Origin of the sequence: Megasphaera sp. An286, from assembly GCF_002163455.1 — a bacterium.
GTDB classification, from domain to species: Bacteria; Bacillota; Negativicutes; order Veillonellales; family Megasphaeraceae; genus Megasphaera; species Megasphaera stantonii.
Map to the genome: position 1 here is coordinate 138,271 of NZ_NFIY01000002.1, position 17,916 is coordinate 156,186.

Genomic DNA, 17,916 nt, shown 5'->3' on the forward strand with positions numbered 1-17,916 from the left:
CATTTGCCCTCCTTAATACACAATTTGCCGGACAGCGAAAGAGGCGCTGCCGTCGTCGCCTTTCTGCACCCGGAACTGCAGAGCGCAGGTTCGCTTCAAAAGGGTATGATCCGACACGGCCGACGCGCGCAGCACGCCGTTGAACGGCAGAGAATATGGCGATGCAACGCACTGGATTTCTATGCGCTGTCCTCCTTCGGCAATCCCCCATACATCGTTAAAAGCCCACGTCCGCCGTTCCGGCACATCCTGCCACCGCCGGCTGCGCAAGTCGCGCCAGCTCACCAGCAGGGCGCTTTCCGAAGCATAGGATAACTGAACGGCTTCTTCGTATTGACGGGCAGACCGGACGTATTGGGCAGATAAATGCGCAGCCGACGCAGCCAGCAGCAGCGCCGCCGTTCCCAGCGCCAAGATGCAGAACGTCATATACCCGTTTTTTCGTCTCATGCCGCATCCTCCCATTGGCAAGGCAGCGGCGTAACGGTCAGCACGCAGGGCCAGGATTGTCCCGTATAGGCGTCGTACAGCTCAATATAAACGTGTATTTTTTCTCCATCGGCGGAAAAATAGGGCCTGTCACCCTGAGAACGCACGCTGATGCGGTCTTCCCGCAGCCCGGCGTTTACCGAACCCGTCAGAGGCTGTTCGCTGCCGTTGCTCAGCAAACGATATACCCGTCCGTTTTTGACAGAAAATCCTGTCAGCCCGTTTTGTTCTTCGCGGCACCGTACCGTCTTAGGCGATACCTCGATATTCCGGGCAAAACGCAGTACGCCGAATATCGTTTCTTCCATCACCATGCCCTGTCGGGATAGTTCTTCCCAGCTTTCGCCGTAGCGGCAGTTTGCCGCCGTCTGCACCAGCATCGGCAGAAGCGCCGTCATGACGATAGCTGCGACGGCCAGTGCCGCGACGAGTTCGGTCAGCACGAACCCATTAGCTTTCTTCCGATTCCGCCAGGCGGATAAAAACGTGAACGCCTCCATCAGGGTCCTGCACCTCCACTCTGTATCGAATATACAGGCCGTCTACATTCTCAGCCTGGCTGCGCAGCGTATACGTGCCGCGCGGCCCCGTCACCTCTTTCTGCAAAGAAAAATTCCTGTCTTCTCCGCGCAGTTCTTCCATCTCCGACCGCCCTGCAGCAGCAGCTCCGATAATATGGCGGGCCTGCCGGTAAGCCGAAACGGCCTGGGCCGTCAGCATCAACGCCGGCGTAAAGAGGAGAATTCCGATAACAGACGCCGTCACGGCATCGGCCAGCAGAAATCCGTTTTTCTTATTCGATGCGGATACGGCCGGTCTGAGCGGCCACGATGATTTTCTTTTCATAAGGCTGTGCGCCGGAACTGGCGACAGTAAGCTCCATATCGCTCTGCGGTCTTCCTTTGCCATCAAACGTAAAGTCCTTTCGTCCGTTTTTTCCGGTAGGAATCGTAATCCCCTTCGGATATATCCTCGTTTTATGGACAGTATACCGCTGCATGATGACATATTTGTCTTTTCGCAGCGACAACGTCCATCCGTCCATATCGGCCGTCCCGTTCGTCAGGGAATGCTGGCGCATGCGCTGCAAGTCGACGGCGATTTCCCGCGTCATGACGTCTACAGCATAACGGTGGGAATCCCAGGTCATCTTAGGCATCGCCAATGTAAAAAATAACCCCAGCAATCCGAGCAGTACAAGGTATTCCGTCAACAGATAGCCGTTTTCGCGCCGCCGGCATGCATTAGCCAGCCATCCAGGCCATAAGTTCTTCTCCTGCCGCAAAGGCTATCCACCATCCTATCCACAAAAACGGGCCGAAGGGAATGCAGTTCTTTCGGGCATAGAGCCGCCACGCAGCCGCCCCAATCAAAGCGGACAGGAACGCGGCCGTCGTCATAATATAGGCCGTCGAGCCGCTGCAGCCCAGGCACAGGGCCGCCGCCAGCTTGACGTCGCCGCTGCCGATGCCCTGCGGATACAGAAAGTACAGCAGGGCAAAGGACAAGGCAAACCCGATGCTGACTGCACTGCAGGGAGCTACGAGGCCGCCTGCTACGGCGGCCCCGTTTGCCAACGCCGCAACGCATACAATCCCATCGGGAATCCAATACCAGGATATATCCGTATAGATGACGACAATCGTGCATAAGGCCATGACCGCCAGCCATATTCCGTATCCCCAGCTCAAAGCGGCAGCCATATCGCCGGTCATATCTCAGTCATCAGCCGCTCTCCGCAGCTGTCGTCCGATGGCTGGCCGCCGAATCATAGGTCACGCCGTCAAATACGCCGGATACGACGCCTTCGCTGTTAATGCTGTACTCCGTTCCGTCCGGCAATGTCGGCTTAGACTGGAGATAGGCTTTGCCGGAGCTTCCTTTCTTTACCAGGTCATCGACGGAGTCGGGATACGCGCCGGTTTCGACTTCATACAGCGCCGCCGCGTTGCTGATCGTGTGCAAGTCGGCTTCAATCTTGGCAATTTTCGCCGTTTTCCCGGCTGACGTAAACTTCGGCACGGCTACGGTAGCTAAAATCAAAATGATGCTGACAACCACCAGCATTTCCAGCAGAGAAAACCCGTTTTTTCTCCGTCGGGACGGAGATAACCATAAACGAATGCGAATGAACATATACACAACTCTCCTTTCATTTCTTACGGTACCATGCCTGCCGCCATATCCAGCAGCGGCAACATACATGAGATGACAAGTGTTCCTATAACAGCGCCGACGCCAAGGAGCATCAAAGGCCCTGCCAAACGCTGTACGACGGACAGACGCGACTGGATGCGCCACTGGTAATACTCGGAAACAACCTGCAGGGCATCTTCATACCGCCCCGTCGTTTCCCCGACTAAAAGCATCGTCTCGATATACGGCGTGCCGAATTGGCCTAAGCGCACGGCCTGGCTGAAGGAGCTGCCGTTTTCCAACCGCCGCGCCGCCTGATTTACGGCCCGACGAAACCAATCGACGGGCACGACGGCAGCTCCATCGTCCAAGGCGTCCAGCAAGGGAATGCCGCAGCGTATCTGCACGGCCAGTATTTGGCTGAACCGCTGCCAGCAAAAAATCACGCACAGACGCCGCAATGCCGAAAGGGAAAACAGCTTGTCTTCTGCATATCGCCGCACACCGGGACGGCGCAGCAAAAGGAGCAGCGACGCAATACCCGCAACAGCTCCTGCGGCCAGCGCAGCGCCGTAAAACTGCAGTATATGCGCCCCGGCCAGCATATACGCCGTCATCGCCGGCAGCGGCATCTGCATCTGGTTAAACATAGCTTCAAACACTGGCAGGATAAACGCGACGATGCCGACTGTCATAGCCGTCGTACAAACCAAGAGAAACAGCGGATATGATAAGGCGTCCATCAGAAAACGGCGCTGCTTATCTGCCTGCTCGTAATATTGGCCCAGAAGATACAGCATCTGCTCCAAATTGCCGGCCCGCTCGCCGGCGCTGACGATGCGGCAGACCAGCGAAGGAAATAACCCGGTCTGCCCTAAGGCTTCCGACACGGCCATTCCTTTTTCCATATAGTCGACGGCCAGCTTCATAGCCTGACGCTGCTTTTTGCTCGTCACGTCGTGCAACAAAAGCCGGCAGGCCTGCACAAAGGGGATGCCAGCCCGGGTCATCGCGCCCAGCTGGTAAAACAAGAGGGACAAGGTCTTATAGGAAAAAGGACGGAGGCGGAATACCAAAGCCAAAAGGGGCGTCGTTTCTTCCATCGCCATGATTTGCCAGGAACGACGCCGAGCCATGGCGCGAACCGATTCCGAGCTGGGAGCTGTCAGCCTGTACGTCATTTTTCGTCCGTGCATGTCGATGCATGTCACAACAAATCGTTTCATATCAGATTCCGCCTATGCCGCTGCAGCGCTTGTTCCATCGTCCGCATCCCCAGGGCCGCGCCGGTCTGCATAACTGTCGCCAGCTGATGCTCCCTGCCGCTGCGGATGAGTTGAGCGACGGCCGGCGTATGCAGCAAGATCTCCCTGGCAATATAAGCGCCGTCAGCTCCATCGCGCCGGCGCTGAGCCAAGATTCCCTGCAGTACCATAGCCAGGCGGCAGCGCATCTCTTCCTGTTCCGCGCCGGCATAGGCTCCGGCCATGCGGCTGACGGCCTGCGCTGCCGAGCGGGTATGAAGGGTAGCGAAGACGAGATGCCCCGTTTCCGCCGCCGTCAATGCCGCATCCATGGTCTCCCTGTCGCGCATTTCACCGACAAGCAGTATATCCGGGTCCTGGCGCAGCGCTTCCCGTACCCCTTCGGCAAAGGACTGGAAGTGAATCCCATATTCCCGCTGGCTGATAAGGGCCAGCTCCCCCGGCACGACATATTCAATGGGATCTTCCAGCGTAATGATGTGGCAGCGGCGGTTGGCATTCGCCCAGCACAGTATTCGCCATAAGGCTGTCGTCTTGCCGCTCCCCGTCGGCCCGCATACCAGCACGAGGCCGTCGTCCAGTCCGCTCAGCCGCCGCAGCAATAGTTCGTCACCGTCAGGCGGCAGCGTATCGAGGGGATACAGTATCCGCACGACGACGTGAACGCCGGCTTGCTCGCGGCTGCCATGAAGGCGGCAGCGGACGCGCCCGTCCCAGGAAAATGCCGTCGACACATAGGGCCGTCCGTCAAAGGGCTGGCCTAAGGCCTGCAGCCACGCGGAAATATCTTCACCTCCTACACGATGATTTCCCCAGGGAAATAGCTCTGCCCCCAGGCGCAGCAAAGGCAGCCGGCCTTCCTGCAAGTGAATGTCCGATGCTTGCGATTGGACGGCGGCGGCGAGTACAGCAGCTATGTCCATACTTCGTCTCCTACATTGTACACGCGGCCGATTTCCTCCGCGTCGGTCCAGCCCTCGGCTAAGGCCCGCTGCACCAGGGATTTCGTAAATATGGCACCATCCAGGGCCGCAGCCCCTGCGATATCAGAAGCGCTTCCGTTTTTTCGGATACGGGCTTTGACGTGTTCTCCTATAGGCAGCACCTCGCACAAGCAGAACCGGCCGTCATACCCGCTGTGAAAGCAGTGTCCGCATCCTTGATGCACAAAGGCCGACGGGCTGCCGGGCTGTTCCTGCCTGCGGCATCGGCTGCACAAGCGGCGGGCCAGGCGCTGTGACGTAATGCCGATGAGGGCGTCGGCAACTAAATACGGTGCGATGCCCATGTCGATTAATCGTATCGGTGCCTCCGCCGCGCTGGCCGCATGGAGGGTGCTGAATACGAGGTGCCCCGTCAAGGCCGCACGGATGGCGATGCGGGCCGTCTCGACGTCGCGGATTTCGCCGATGACCAGGATATCCGGGTCCTGACGCAGCAGAGCCCGCAGACCGTTGTGAAATTCCAATCCGCTTTTTACATGGATCTGGCTTTGGCAGACGCCTTCCAATTTATACTCCACTGGATCTTCCAGCGTAGCGATGCTCACTTCCGGCCGGTGCAGCTCCTGCAAGGCGGCGTATAAGGTCGTCGTCTTGCCGCTGCCCGTCGCACCGCTGTACAAAAACAGCCCGCTGCTCCGCTTCGTCAGCTGCCGCAGCAACGCCGCCACATCGTCGCCAAGGCCCAGGCAGTCCAGATTCAGCGTTACCTGGCCGGCGTCCAGCAATCGGATGACCGTCTTTTCGCCGCGAATCGTCGGCATCGTACTGACGCGCATGTCGATGGGACGGCGTCCATCGGGCCAGACGAATCGCCCGTCCTGCGGCAGGCGCTTATTGGCAATATCCAGGCTGGCCAAAATCTTGATGCGCGCCGTCACCGCGTCGAGTCGTTCCGCCGGCAACTCTCCTACGGACATCAGCACGCCGTCGCGGCGCAGGCGGATACGAACGGCCCGATCCATCGGCTCGACGTGAATGTCGCTGGCGCCGGAATCGGCGGCGTAAGCCAGCAGTTCCGATACGATTTCATGGGCCGTGCCGCGAAAGGCCGGCCGGGACGGCCTCGTATATTCCATGATGCTCCTCCTTTCTCGTCGGGGTTACACAGTCATCATACCACGTCCCGGAGCGGCCTCTGAAAAATTTAATCTTCCTTTAATGTGCAAACTGCCGATTTTAATGCTTCTCTCAGAATCGCTTCATGTACGGCTCATAATAGACGCCGGCTGACTGGTATTGACGGAAATTGACGGAGCAGCCAAATTTTTAAAGCCTCTCTTTTTATGGTATGATTAGCATAGTATTTCCACAGAACGAAAGGAGTCCCGCCTATGGATGAGGCTATCCTGCATGGCTTAAACGCCGAACAGCGCGCCGTCGTCGCCGATTTGGATCATCATATATTGTTAAACGCGCCGGCCGGCACGGGAAAAACCAACGTGCTGGCTCGCCGCGTCGCCGCTATCGTCGAGTCGGGACGAGCCGAAGGAGCTCAGATTCTCTGCCTGACCTTTACGAACCGGGCCTGCAAAGAATTGAAACATCGAATTTTTTCTACGGCACACGAAAAAGGCCTCGACGTCGTCGTCAAGACCATTCACGGTTTCTGCTACTCTCTCATCAAGGAAGAAAGCAAGGCCAGCTCCGACGTATGCAGCGATTTTCTCGTCTACGACGACGAGGACTGCAAAAACATCGTCGCCAGCCTGCCCCTTTCTCTCGATGTATCTGCCCGGGGAAGGATGCAGAATATACAAAATTTCATAGAAGCGTCCAAAAAATACTGCGCCCTCCATGACTGCCAAAGCGGCGACGTACTGGCCGACTTTGCCGCCGGCGTTGCGGCTGTCTGCCGGGACGACGGCTGTCTCCGCTCGTTCTGCACGAATTATACGGACAGCGTCGACGCCGAGCTGGAACAGTGGCTGGCAATAAACGGCGTCGGCCTCATGGAGCAGTACGCCGCGGCGTTGTCGGCCAACCATGCCCTGGACTTTGAAGATCTCATCGTCCGGGCCTCTCTCCTGCTGCGGCAGGACGACGTATGCCGGCGCTGGCAAAACCGCTTCGCCTACATCGCCATCGACGAAATGCAGGATACGAGCGACATCGAATACGACCTCATTTCCCGCCTGTTTCCGGGGCGTATCATCCTCCTCTGCGGCGATTATTTCCAGACCATTTACGAATGGCGCGGCTCTCACCCCGACGCCATCCTGCGCCGCTTCACTGCGGATTACCATCCCGTCCGCATTACCTTTACGATAAATTACCGGGCTACGGAAACGCTGCTCCAGGCGTCGTCAGACTGTCTGGCCAACCTGTTCGGCCCGTCTGTCGCCTCTTTTTATCCCGCGCCCGGCACAGCTGCCGGCCATGAACAGGGCGAACCCATCGTCGCCGTGGAAACGGCCCATTTCATGGAAGAAGCGCGCTGGATATTCCGTCAAATCGCCGCATTGCCGCCGCAGGAACGGACTAGAGCCTGCATCATGACCCGGACGAATCGCTGCAATAAGGTCATCTGGAACGGCGTCCGCTCGCACAATGAGGGACTGCCGCCGGAACAGCGCCTGCCCTTTACGATGATCGACCAGTTTCAGTTGTTTAAACGGCAGGAATGCAAGGACGTCACGGCCTTTCTGCGCCTGACGATGAACAAGCACGACGCCCTGAGCCTGAAGCGCATCCTCCTGCGCTTTGCCGAACGCGTCGGCCGCCGCACCATCGACACCATCGAGAGCCCGTCGTACCGCCGCCTGGGTCTGGGGCTGTGCGACTTCATCGACGGCGACGCCCTAGCCTTCGGCGATCCCTTCGGCCTGCTGCTGACGGCGTTGGAAAAAGGCAATGTCGTCGTCTTCGACGTAGAGAGCACCGGCACGGACACGACGCGGGACGACATCATTCAGATTGCCGCGATCCGCCTGAACGAGCGCTGCGAAATCGCCGGGAAATTCAACGCCTACGTCCGGCCCAGCCGCAGCGTCGGCGATTCGTACTATATCCACCATATCAGCGACGAACTGCTCCGCCGCGAAGGCCGCGACCCCAAGGAAGCCCTCGCCGACTTTCTCCGGTTTGCCGACGGCGCCGTCATCGTCGGTCACAACGTGTCCTACGACCTGCGCATCCTGCGCAGCGAGCTGCGACGCCTGTCCATGGACAGCCCCGACGACATCGCCTATTACGATACGCTGGATATATTCCGCCGCTTTTATCCCAACCTGCCCAATCACAAGCTCAGCTATTTGAGCAACCGTTTCACGCCGGACACCCAGTCGAGCCACGACGCCTTCGACGACATCGTCGCCACGGCGGCCATCCTGCGCTACGCCCTGGACGAGCACATCCGTCCCTATACGGCCCAGCGCCGGTCCTGCATGGCCATTTATGCCTCGTTGTTTAAACCGGTAAGCGAAAAACTCCACGAACTGCGGCAGCTGTCGTACACGCAGCGCCCCTGCGAGCTCATCGCCGCCGTCATGCTCCGCTGCGGCGTAAAAGACTACTATGAAGGGCGGCAGAGCCGCACAGAACAAGAAGAACACATCGACCGCATGGAAAATATCCGCAAGCTGTACAGCCTGGCTAAGGAAACGGACACCCCCGGCCAGGACCCGCGCGACGCCCTGACGGAATTTCTCCAGCTCACGGCCCTGTCCAACAGCGAATTAGACAGCCTGCTGGAAAAAAAGCCCCAAATCCCGATTATTACAGTACATCAGGCTAAGGGGCTGGAGTTCGATTATGTATTTTTAGCGTGCCTTCAGGACGGCGTCTTTCCCTTGTCCCGCACTGCCGATGACAGCCGCGAGCTCGACGAGGAAAAGCGGCTGTTTTACGTCGCCATGACGCGAGCCAGGAAACGGCTGTTCCTAAGCTGGCACCGCCGCGAAGGAAAGCACGTCTACGGGCCAAGCCGGTTTATCGCCGCCATTCCCGGCCAGTATCTGTTACAGGAGGCCGGCCAGGCCAAATAAGAGGCCCAGGACGCCGGAACCGAGAAGCACTTTGATGACGCCGAATTTCCGGCGGATGGCCGCCAAGGCCAGCAGCAGGATAACCAACGCGCTGACTTTAAAGTCGGCAAAATCATGGGGAATCGCTTCGGCGTTCCACAAGGCCAGCAGAATAAAGCTCAGGCTGGCCGCGCAGATGAGGGCTACGACAGCCGGACGCAGGCCGTTCAGGATGCCGCGGACCGGGCCGATGTCACCGTATTTTAAGAAAATGCGGGCAAAGGCGATGCCGATGAAAAAGGACGGCGTGACAAAGCCGACGGACGCGCAGATAGCGCCGCCTAACCCGGCAATGCGCGTGCCGGCGAAGGTCGCTGCATTGAGGCCGATAGCGCCGGGCATCATCTGGGACAAGGTGAAAATATCGACGAATTCGCTCATGGTCATCCAATGATACGTATCGACGACGCAGTGCTGAATGAGGGGCATAGACGCGTAGCCGCCGCCGACGCAGAACAGGCCGACCTTGCAGAATTCAATAAACAGTATAGCGTATATCATATGGCATCCTCCTAATTGTACTTGGCGGCGCGCATGCACATAAACCCGATGATGCCGTCGATTACGATCAATTCCATAATATTGATATCAAAAACGATGCTGCCGACAAAAGTTCCGACGATAATCAGCATGGGCAGAACTAATTTCTTTTTTACCTGCTTAACTAACAAGTCAATCGCTACGTTGACGATGAGCGCCGTCGCGCCGCACTGCATGCCCCGCAGGATCATGCGGACGATTTCGCTCTGGACAAAGTAGTCGTAGCAGTACGAAACGATGGACAAAGTAATGAGCGGCGGCAATATCGTCGCCACCAGGGCCACGAGGGTCCCCAGGACGCCGGCCATGCGGTAGCCTAAGATGATGGCGCAGTTGGCCGCGATGACGCCCGGCATGGACTGCGCTACGGCCACCATATCTAAGGCGTCCTTGTCGTTAATCCAATGGTATTCATCTACATATTTCGCTTTTAATAAGGGAATGATAATAAATCCGCCGCCGACGGTAAAGGCGCTGACGAGAAAGGTCGCCTTAAACAGCGTCCAATAAAAATGGGCGTCTCTCGGCTTATCCATAATACTGGGTCTAGGTTCCATAGGAAAACTCCTTCCGTGTGATATCTTTTCATCGTCGATTATACCACGAAGCAATATATATTAAAAATATTGGTTTTATTGCCCATACATATGAAAATCATATATAAAGAGGTGCCTTATATGGACATTCGCCAACTACTTTACTTTATTACCGTCGCCGAAGAAGGCCAAATCACGGCGGCGGCTAAAAAACTGCACATGGCCCAGCCGCCCTTGAGCCAGCAGATGAAGCATCTGGAAGACGAGCTGGGCGTCGCCCTGTTCAAGCGCGGCTCCCGGCAGACGGAGCTAACCGACGCCGGAAAACTCCTGTTTCGCCGGGCCCAGCAGATCATCAACCTGTCCGATTCGACGCTGCGGGAAATCAAGGACTTCAAGGAAGGCGTCTACGGCACCTTGTCTATCGGCATGGTATCGTCGTCAGGCAGCGTCATCCTCCGCCCCTTTATGCAGCAATTTCACCGCCAGTACTGCGGCGTGCGCTTCGAGGTATACGACGGCAATACCTTCAAGATCATCGACCTCCTGACGAAGGGCCTCATCGAAATCGGCATCGTCCGCACGCCCTTCAATTACGAGCCCTTTCACTACAAATTCCTCAGCGAAGAGCCCATGGTCCTGGCCTTGACCGACGAGCTGGACTGGTGTCCCCGCCGCGATACGGTCTCCCTGAGGGAATTGGCCGACAAGCCCCTCATCATTTACCGACGCTTCGACCAGCTCGTCCAGGATACGTGCGCCGCCCAAAACATGACGCCGACGATCTTCTGCCGCAGCGACGACGCCCGCACGAGCCTCCTGTGGGCCAACGCCGGATTGGGCATGGCCATCCTTCCCCAATCGGCCTTCACGCTGGCGACGCACTCGCGTCTGCACGTAAAAATCATCGACGAGCCGCGGCTCTATACGCGCCTGACGGCCATTTGGATGAAAAACCGGTATTTCTCGTCCCTGGCGGAAAAATTTATCGAAGCCTTCTCCTAACCACGACGAAAAAGCAGCCTGTCCCTTTGGCAAGCTGCTTTTTCGCATATATGCAGTTATCGGTGAAGCTGCTCCATGTCGGCCCCTTCGTGCGCTAAGAGCTGTATTTTCTTATCGATGCCGCCGGCATAGCCTGTGAGGCGGCCCTTCGCGCCGACGACGCGGTGGCACGGAATGATGATGGAAATAGGATTATGTCCGACAGCTGTTCCTACGGCCCGGGCGGACGAGGGTATCCCGCGCAGCGCTGCCGCTTCCTCGGCTATCTGGCCGTACGTCTTCGTCTGCCCATAGGGAATGTGACACAGGAGCTGCCACACGCAGCGCTGAAAGGCCGTCCCCTGAGGTGCTAAGGGCAAGGCCAGGATGGACGGCCGGCGGCCGGCAAAATATTCGTCAAGCCAGCCCTTCGCCTTAGCCAAGGTCGGCGTTTCTCCATCGGACACATCGTCCTCGTCCAAGGACGCCAGATAATATTTCTGCCCTTTGATCCACAGTCCGGCCAGGCAGCCGTCTTTTTCCGCTAAGGTTAATTCGCCTACAGGCGACAGATACGTCGTCTTCCAATACATCGTCGTGCTCCCGTCTAGTTTGCTTCGTTCTTTCGGTCTGTCGTTTCCGCCTTGACGGCCCCTTCGGCCGCTTGCTTTGCTTCCGACGCTTCGGCTTTCACCGCGTCGGCCCCGTCTTTGACGGCGTCGCTCGTCTTATTGACTTCTTCCTTGAATTCGCGCAGGCTCGTCCCCATCGCTTTTCCCAGGCCGGCGACTTTTTTCCCGCCGAACAAGATCAAGACAATCAATAAGATAACTATCAATTCCTGTGCGCCTAAATGCATGGTGTGTCCCTCTTTCTTTATAAAAACGTCGCCTTTATTGTATCACGGCCTGCAAAAATAAAAAAGCGCCGCCGCAAAAACTTTACAAATCTTCCGCCGCCATGGCGAAGGCTTCAAAGGCGCCGTCCATGCGCGACAGCAGCTCGATGCCGGACGTGACGTGTCCCAAGAGAACGCGGCCGTCCGACGCGTCCATATCGCGGCAGCAGATATATACCTCTTTGGCCTGGACGTCCAGGACGACGTCGCCGATGACCGGCGCTTCTACTCCGCCGCGAGTTCCTTGGAAAACGCCGTCAGGCACGCCGGCTACGACAATCCGCTCGGGCTTCCGCTCCAGCTGGATGGACAAGGGCTGCCGTTCGGCAAATTCCATCGCCGCTTCTTTGTCGAGCAAGCCGACACGGGCCCGGCCTCCTTCGAAGGCCACGTCTATCTGACGGGCATAGGCCGGCTGGACCGGCGCAATGACGACGACTTGCTCTTCCGTCGCATCGGCCCTGCCCGGCCCAAAGGCACAGAAGGCGGAAACGAGGACAGCCGCTCCGATGATTCCGGTCAATAAAGCTATTCCTTTCATCGTTTCCCCTCCATTTCTATGCGCTCATCTGCTTATTGCACGGCGTGAATATCCTTAAGCCATTTCGACACGGCTGCCGGGTCGGACGAATCGCTGCCCCGCACGAGCTGCGCCCCTGCCGCCGATTTCTGCGCGTCGGCCATACTGCCGCTGATAGGCGTGCCGCCAGTCGTGCAGAAGGGAACAACAGTCTTGCCCTGTAAATTGTAGCTTTCCAGGAAGGTGTACACGAACATCGGCGCCTTGCCCCACCAAATCGGGTAGCCGACGAACACGACGTCGTACTGATCCATGTTGTCTACCGTATTGGCAACGGCCGGACGGGCGTTTTTATTCATTTCCTTCTTGGCAATATCGACGCATTCGCGGTAATCGCCGGGATATGGCGTCTGCGGCTGGATAAAGAAGATATCGGCGCCCGTTTCCCGCTGAATCTGTTCGGCAACGGCTTTCGTATTGCCGCTCCACGAATAGTAGGCTACGAGGACCTTCTTGCCCTGCAGGCCGCCGTCTATCGTATCAGCAATAGCTCCCGCCTTCGCCTGGGGAGCCGCCGCGCTGGCCGAGCCGCTTTCCGACGCGCCGCAGCCGACGAGCATCAGGGCCGCAAAGGCCGTTACTATCATCATAACTAATTTTTTCATCCTATCTCACTCCTATTTCAGCTGACGATACTGGGCGTCGTCTACAGCTTCAAGCCATTCATTGGACGCGCCTTCAGCCGGCACAGCGATGGCAATGTGGGCAAACCAGCTGTCCGGAGCTGCGCCGTGCCAGTGCTTCACTTCCGGCGGAATGTTGACAACATCGCCGGGATGAAGTTCCTGAGCTGGCTTGCCCCATTCCTGATAATAGCCCCGGCCCGACGTGCACAAGAGGATCTGGCCGCCCTTATGGTGGATGTGCCAGTTGTTGCGGCAGCCCGGCTCAAAGGTGACGTTGGAAATAGACAGGCCCTCTGTCGTCAGGGGATTTAAATAGCTCTGGCCGATGAAATACTGGGCGTAGGCGTCGTTGGATTTGCCGAGGCCGAACATACCTGCGCCGGCTTCGGCTTCGGACATGGCGGCGCGTTGAACCGGCTGAACCGTATCGGCAGCCATGCTCTGTGAAGGGCTCGCAGCCGCAAAGGACAGAGCCGCCAGCGTCGTCATGAGAAAAGGCATTATCTTTTTCATCAGTCATTCTCCTTTAGCAAAAAGTATTATTTTAACTTATTGTATGCTTCGGCATCGACAGGTTCGCACCATTCGTTGGACGCCCCTTCTGCCGGTACTTCGATGGCCACGTGGGCAAACCAGCTGTCGGGAGCCGCACCGTGCCAGTGCTTCACTTCCGGCGGAATGTTGACGACGTCGCCGGGATGAAGTTCCTGCGGTTCCTTGCCCCATTCCTGATAGTAACCGCGGCCTGACGTGCACAAGAGAATCTGACCGCCCTTGTGGTGAATGTGCCAGTTGTTGCGGCAGCCCGGCTCAAAGGTGACGTTGGCCGTAACCAAACGATCCTTTGTCAGCAAATTCAAATAGCTCTGGCCGACAAAATACTGGGCATAGGCGTCGTTCGTCTGGCCTAAGCCGAACAGCCCTGCTTTTTCTTTTTCATCCATCGTATATCCTTCTTTCTCTGCAAACGAAATTTGCATAGTTAGTCAATAGAAATCAGCTCGTATTGGTCGTTGCCCATCTTGAGGTCGCGCATGGCCTGCAGCTGATGGAGGCCGCGACGCGATTCGATGCGTTCCACCAAGTCATGATTCTGGCTCGACGGCAGGCCGTATACCAAGTCGACGCTGGCCTGGTCGACGGCAAGAATATCCGTCGAGGCTACGATGCCAATATCGGGGATGGTCGGCTCCGCCGCGCTGGTGCCGGCGCAGTCGCAGTCGACGGACATGCGGCGCATGACGTTGATAAACACGATGTGCTTGCCGAAATAATCGACAGTCGCCTTCGCCGAATCGGCCATGAGCTCCATGAGATGCTCCTTCGCCGGCCAGGCACCCCAGTCTTCCGGCGGCGTACCCGTCACGCCGTGAACCTGCCGCTTGCCAACCTGTCCCGACGCGCAGCCGATGGCGATATTCTTCATGGAGCCGCCGAAGCCGCCCATGGCGTGGCCCTTGAAGTGGGTCAGGACGACCATGGAGTCGTAGTTTACGATGTGGCCGCCCATGGCGACTTCTTTCAAATGCTTGCCGCCGCGGACGGGCAGATTGACGTCGCCGAATTCGTCCATAATATCGACGGGACAGAAAGTCCAGCCGTTGACTTTCAGCGTTTCCCGATGGCCTTCCGTCGTGTAGCGGTCGCCGGCATACAGCGTGTTCGTTTCGACGATCGTGCTGTCGGGAATATGAGCCATGAATTCCTTTACCATATCCCGCGGCAGGATGTTCGGGCCGTGCTTTTCGCCGGTGTGGAGCTTGACGGCTATCTTGCCGTAAATGCCTTCGTTGATCTTATCGTACAGCTGAATCAGATGGGCCGCGTCGATGTGCTTCGTAAAGTACACCTTGGCCCGCGAGCCCGCCGTCGCTTTACCCGTCACGTCGGCCGCCCCGACAACGGGAGCCTGGGCCAGCAAGTCCGTCAGGCCTACGCCCGACAATGCCACGCCGGCAGCCGTTACGCCGGCCAATTTAAAGAAATCTCGTCTCGACAAATCTTTCATTTAAAGTCACTCCTTTTTGTAGTCGTCATATATAAATGTATATTATCTATATACTTTAATTATGTTTCATTATAAATGTTAGAGTTAACTTTATGTCAAGATATTTCTCCGTAAAATTTGCCGTCCTGAGGCTTATTCGGCGTATACTTCCTTTGCCATGTTGAAGGCCGCCCAGGCTTTCGGCCAGCCGACGTAGAAGCCCAGCTGCGTAATGATTTCCGCCATTTCTTCCTTCGTCACGCCGTTTTTCTTAGCCGTCGCCAAGTGGTATTTCAGCGAGCTGTCGATGACGCCCGAGCCGATGAGCGAGCACACCGTCACGATGCTGCGGTCGCGGAGGGACAATTTGTCATTGCGCGACCAGACTTCGCCGAATAAAATGTCGTCGTTGTAGCGGGCAAATTCAGGGGCAAATTCGCCGAGCTGATCCCGTCCTGCCGTCTGTACAATTTTTACTGCTTTCTTTTCCGTTTGATTTTCTGTCATTGCAATCGCTCCCATCGGTACTAATGTCGTCGTAATCATAGCTGCCGCAACGATAGCGGCAACTTTTTTCTGCATCTTCAAAAAGTTCATTTCAAGACCTCCCTATCAGGTACAGAATAATACATGTACAAGCTTATAAGCTGGCCCCCAGGCGGTAGGCCTGGTCGGGGAACTGGGACTGCTCGATGAGCGCCCTGTAGCCGCAGCCGACGGCCAATACCTGCCCGACGTCGGTCCATTCCATGTAGCGCACGAGCGTTTCATAATGATGGACGAGGGCCTCCATCGTCCAGTCGGCGCTGTTCCAAGCCGTAGCCATGAGGATGGATTTCTTGCCGTGAAGCCGTCCCGTCCGCGAATAGAAGCGGTCGACGACGGTCTTGAGCTGAGCCGACATGCCGTAATAGTACAGCGGCGTGACCAGCACGATCAAATCCATTTCCAGCATCTTCGGCATGAGCTTCTGCGAAATAGCGTCGTTAAAGATACAGTCGCCGTCCATGCCGCAGTGGTCGCAGCCCCGACAGGGATGCGTATCTTCAAAGGCCGCATCAAAGCGGAATACATTGTGCCCTGCCGACTGGGCTCCTTCGATAAACCGGTCGGCTAATACATCCGACGTTCCCTCTCTATGAGGGCTTCCCGTCACTACGACGATATTCATATGCTTACCTCCTCCAACGATACCGGATGCGCTTTCGGCCCGGGTCAATATATTGCCGCAGCCGCTGAGAAATAAGGTCAGCGCGCCGGCTCCAGTCCATTTCAAAAATTCCCGCCGGTCCATGCCAAACGCCTCCCTTACGTCCCGACGTTGGCCGCCAGTACCGACGGCGACGGCTTGCCTTCGTCGAGGGCGCCGACGACTTTATGGGGCAGGTAAAATTGTTCCAGCCGCGCCATGTCGCCTGCCGTCAGCGTCACGTCAAATGCCCCGGCCGCGTCGTCTAAGTAGCACATCTTCGTCGCACCGATAATAGGGGACGCCACGCCTTTGGCAAACTGCCAGGCCAATGCGATCTGGGTCATTGTCGCGCCGTGTTCCGCCGCGATGTCCTGCACCTGTTTGACGATGCGCGAATCCATGACCTGCGTACTGTCGTACTTTTCTACGGCCACCTTGTCGGTCTGGCTGCGCAGGGTATCGGCCTTCCACTCAGGCCGCGCCAGCCGTCCTGCCGTCAAGGGACTGTACGGCGTCAGGGATACGTTCATCTGGCTGCAGATGGGAATGAGTTCCCGTTCATCTTCGCGGTACAGCAGGCTGTAGTGATTCTGCATGGACGAGAAAGGCGTCCAGCCGTTTCGCTCCGCCGCCAGCTGTATGTTGTAAAACTGGTAGCCGTACATGGCCGACGCGCCTAAGGCCCGCACCTTACCGGCCTTGACCAGGCTGTCCAGAGCTTCCATCGTCTCTTCTATAGGCGTGCCGTAATCGAAGCGGTGAATAATGTACAAGTCGAGATACTCCGTGCCGAGACGGCGCAGGGTGCCGTCGATTTCCCGTTGTATGGCCTCCTTGGATAAATGGCCGTCGTTAAAATAGACCTTCGACGCCAGGACGACCTTGTCCCGGGCCGCGTTGTTCCTGATAGCCCGGCCCAGATATTCTTCGCTCGTGCCGGCAGAATAGCAGTTTGCCGTATCGAAAAAGTTGATGCCCAAATCCAGGGCATGCCTGATAATGGCTTCGCTGTCCTGCAGATTCAAGGTCCAGGCGTGCATCTGGCTGGCCCTGTCACCGAAGCTCATGCAACCGAGGCACAGCTTGGAAATCGTAATATCCGTATTGCCTAATTTCGTATACTCCATATGATATCCCCCTCCCTATGGATGTACCTGCTCGATATGGAGCGTGCCGCTCAGCTTCTCAATCTGGCCGGCATCTTCTTCTACATATCCTAATTCGTACAGCTCGCCGCCGTTCAGAGGCGCGTAGAACAATACGACGTCGTCCCACGGCGCGTAATAGGCTACCATGCCCACCTTCGGCTTAGCCATAGGCGTATCGGCCGTATTGAGCTTTTTCGGCGGATAGAAAATCTTTTCATTCGTGCTGTAGTTTTCCACCGCAATATCCAGAGGCAGCTGAGCGCACAAATCCTTCGCCGCCGGGCTGCCGTTCAAATGCAGGGTCAAGGTCGTCCCCTGGCTGTCCGTCACGCGGACAAGCTGCTCCGCCGCCGGCATTTGCTGTGCCGCAGCCTTTGCCTGTTCTGCCGGACGATTGGAAGAGACCCTACTCTCCGCCGCCGAGCCGCAGGCCGTCAGGGACAGGACGGTCAGGGCAACGGCCCCAGCCATTAGATACTGCTTGACCAGTCTCATACTCTCATTCCTCC

At 57.2% G+C, this 17,916-nt stretch carries 24 protein-coding genes; 2 read left to right on the top strand and 22 right to left on the bottom strand.

What is annotated here, in order from left to right:
* Window positions 1-12: 12 nt before the first annotated feature.
* The 9 genes from B5F80_RS01885 to B5F80_RS01925 form a co-directional block, all read right to left on the bottom strand.
* Window positions 13-450 (bottom strand): hypothetical protein, encoded by a 438-nt coding sequence (locus B5F80_RS01885; RefSeq protein WP_087477121.1) that lies wholly within the window; start codon window positions 448-450, stop codon window positions 13-15.
* Window positions 447-989, bottom strand: coding sequence for a hypothetical protein (locus B5F80_RS01890; RefSeq protein WP_143747151.1), 543 nt, complete (start codon window positions 987-989; stop codon window positions 447-449). Before B5F80_RS01890 ends, B5F80_RS01885 begins: the two co-directional genes overlap by 4 nt.
* Entirely contained in the window at window positions 940-1,335 is a 396-nt protein-coding gene (locus B5F80_RS01895) for a hypothetical protein (RefSeq protein ID WP_095629835.1), read from the bottom strand. Before B5F80_RS01895 ends, B5F80_RS01890 begins: the two co-directional genes overlap by 50 nt.
* Entirely contained in the window at window positions 1,283-1,639 is a 357-nt protein-coding gene (locus B5F80_RS01900) for a hypothetical protein (protein ID WP_158099944.1), read from the bottom strand. Before B5F80_RS01900 ends, B5F80_RS01895 begins: the two co-directional genes overlap by 53 nt.
* Window positions 1,640-1,733: 94 nt before the next feature.
* A complete protein-coding gene (locus B5F80_RS01905; RefSeq protein WP_087477125.1) occupies window positions 1,734-2,204 on the bottom strand; it encodes a prepilin peptidase in 471 nt (156 codons plus the stop codon).
* Between the two features lie 10 nt (window positions 2,205-2,214).
* Window positions 2,215-2,625 (bottom strand): prepilin-type N-terminal cleavage/methylation domain-containing protein, encoded by a 411-nt coding sequence (locus B5F80_RS01910; RefSeq protein WP_087477126.1) that lies wholly within the window; start codon window positions 2,623-2,625, stop codon window positions 2,215-2,217.
* A 23-nt stretch (window positions 2,626-2,648) separates the two neighbouring features.
* A complete protein-coding gene (locus B5F80_RS01915) occupies window positions 2,649-3,851 on the bottom strand; it encodes a type II secretion system F family protein (RefSeq protein WP_087477127.1) in 1,203 nt (400 codons plus the stop codon).
* A complete protein-coding gene (locus B5F80_RS01920) occupies window positions 3,848-4,813 on the bottom strand; it encodes an ATPase, T2SS/T4P/T4SS family (protein WP_087477128.1) in 966 nt (321 codons plus the stop codon). Before B5F80_RS01920 ends, B5F80_RS01915 begins: the two co-directional genes overlap by 4 nt.
* On the bottom strand, window positions 4,804-5,970 hold the full coding sequence (locus tag B5F80_RS01925; RefSeq protein ID WP_087477129.1) for a GspE/PulE family protein: 1,167 nt from the start codon (window positions 5,968-5,970) through the stop codon (window positions 4,804-4,806). Before B5F80_RS01925 ends, B5F80_RS01920 begins: the two co-directional genes overlap by 10 nt.
* Window positions 5,971-6,225: 255 nt before the next feature.
* Here B5F80_RS01925 and B5F80_RS01930 point away from each other — a divergent pair, with 255 nt between their 5' ends.
* Window positions 6,226-8,877, top strand: a complete 2,652-nt coding sequence (locus B5F80_RS01930) for a 3'-5' exonuclease (protein WP_087477130.1) — start codon at window positions 6,226-6,228, stop codon at window positions 8,875-8,877.
* Here the strand turns inward: B5F80_RS01930 and B5F80_RS01935 are convergent.
* Together B5F80_RS01935 and B5F80_RS01940 are read right to left on the bottom strand one after the other, a co-directional pair.
* Window positions 8,851-9,417, bottom strand: coding sequence for a chromate transporter (locus B5F80_RS01935; protein ID WP_087477131.1), 567 nt, complete (start codon window positions 9,415-9,417; stop codon window positions 8,851-8,853). The two genes, B5F80_RS01930 and B5F80_RS01935, sit on opposite strands and share 27 nt — an antisense overlap.
* A gap of 11 nt (window positions 9,418-9,428) precedes the next feature.
* On the bottom strand, window positions 9,429-10,013 hold the full coding sequence (locus tag B5F80_RS01940; RefSeq protein ID WP_232818781.1) for a chromate transporter: 585 nt from the start codon (window positions 10,011-10,013) through the stop codon (window positions 9,429-9,431).
* A gap of 120 nt (window positions 10,014-10,133) precedes the next feature.
* Between B5F80_RS01940 and B5F80_RS01945 the strand changes: the two genes are divergently transcribed.
* Window positions 10,134-10,997, top strand: coding sequence for a LysR family transcriptional regulator (locus tag B5F80_RS01945; protein ID WP_087477133.1), 864 nt, complete (start codon window positions 10,134-10,136; stop codon window positions 10,995-10,997).
* Between the two features lie 56 nt (window positions 10,998-11,053).
* Here the strand turns inward: B5F80_RS01945 and B5F80_RS01950 are convergent, their stop codons facing one another.
* The 11 genes from B5F80_RS01950 to B5F80_RS11235 form a co-directional block, all read right to left on the bottom strand.
* Window positions 11,054-11,569: a methylated-DNA--[protein]-cysteine S-methyltransferase gene (locus B5F80_RS01950; RefSeq protein WP_087477134.1), complete on the bottom strand. Its 516-nt coding sequence runs from the start codon at window positions 11,567-11,569 to the stop codon at window positions 11,054-11,056.
* Window positions 11,570-11,583: 14 nt separating this feature from the next.
* A complete protein-coding gene (locus tag B5F80_RS01955; RefSeq protein WP_087477135.1) occupies window positions 11,584-11,835 on the bottom strand; it encodes a twin-arginine translocase TatA/TatE family subunit in 252 nt (83 codons plus the stop codon).
* An 82-nt stretch (window positions 11,836-11,917) separates the two neighbouring features.
* On the bottom strand, window positions 11,918-12,415 hold the full coding sequence (locus B5F80_RS01960; RefSeq protein ID WP_087477136.1) for a cyclophilin-like fold protein: 498 nt from the start codon (window positions 12,413-12,415) through the stop codon (window positions 11,918-11,920).
* Between the two features lie 32 nt (window positions 12,416-12,447).
* The gene (locus tag B5F80_RS01965) at window positions 12,448-13,059 is read right to left on the bottom strand and encodes a flavodoxin (protein ID WP_087477137.1); all 612 of its coding nucleotides are present in this window, start codon (window positions 13,057-13,059) and stop codon (window positions 12,448-12,450) included.
* Window positions 13,060-13,071: 12 nt separating this feature from the next.
* Window positions 13,072-13,593, bottom strand: coding sequence for a cupin domain-containing protein (locus B5F80_RS01970; RefSeq protein ID WP_232818780.1), 522 nt, complete (start codon window positions 13,591-13,593; stop codon window positions 13,072-13,074).
* 26 nt (window positions 13,594-13,619) lie between these two features.
* Window positions 13,620-14,024: a cupin domain-containing protein gene (locus B5F80_RS01975; RefSeq protein WP_087477138.1), complete on the bottom strand. Its 405-nt coding sequence runs from the start codon at window positions 14,022-14,024 to the stop codon at window positions 13,620-13,622.
* Window positions 14,025-14,062: 38 nt separating this feature from the next.
* The gene (locus tag B5F80_RS01980; protein ID WP_087477139.1) at window positions 14,063-15,088 is read right to left on the bottom strand and encodes a DUF362 domain-containing protein; all 1,026 of its coding nucleotides are present in this window, start codon (window positions 15,086-15,088) and stop codon (window positions 14,063-14,065) included.
* Window positions 15,089-15,220: 132 nt separating this feature from the next.
* Entirely contained in the window at window positions 15,221-15,664 is a 444-nt protein-coding gene (locus tag B5F80_RS01985; protein ID WP_239386281.1) for a carboxymuconolactone decarboxylase family protein, read from the bottom strand.
* A 43-nt stretch (window positions 15,665-15,707) separates the two neighbouring features.
* Window positions 15,708-16,361 (bottom strand): NAD(P)H-dependent oxidoreductase, encoded by a 654-nt coding sequence (locus B5F80_RS01990; RefSeq protein WP_087477140.1) that lies wholly within the window; start codon window positions 16,359-16,361, stop codon window positions 15,708-15,710.
* Window positions 16,362-16,375: 14 nt separating this feature from the next.
* On the bottom strand, window positions 16,376-17,386 hold the full coding sequence (locus tag B5F80_RS01995) for an aldo/keto reductase (RefSeq protein WP_087477141.1): 1,011 nt from the start codon (window positions 17,384-17,386) through the stop codon (window positions 16,376-16,378).
* Between the two features lie 15 nt (window positions 17,387-17,401).
* Entirely contained in the window at window positions 17,402-17,902 is a 501-nt protein-coding gene (locus tag B5F80_RS11235) for a cyclophilin-like fold protein (RefSeq protein WP_204246315.1), read from the bottom strand.
* Window positions 17,903-17,916 lie beyond the last annotated feature (14 nt).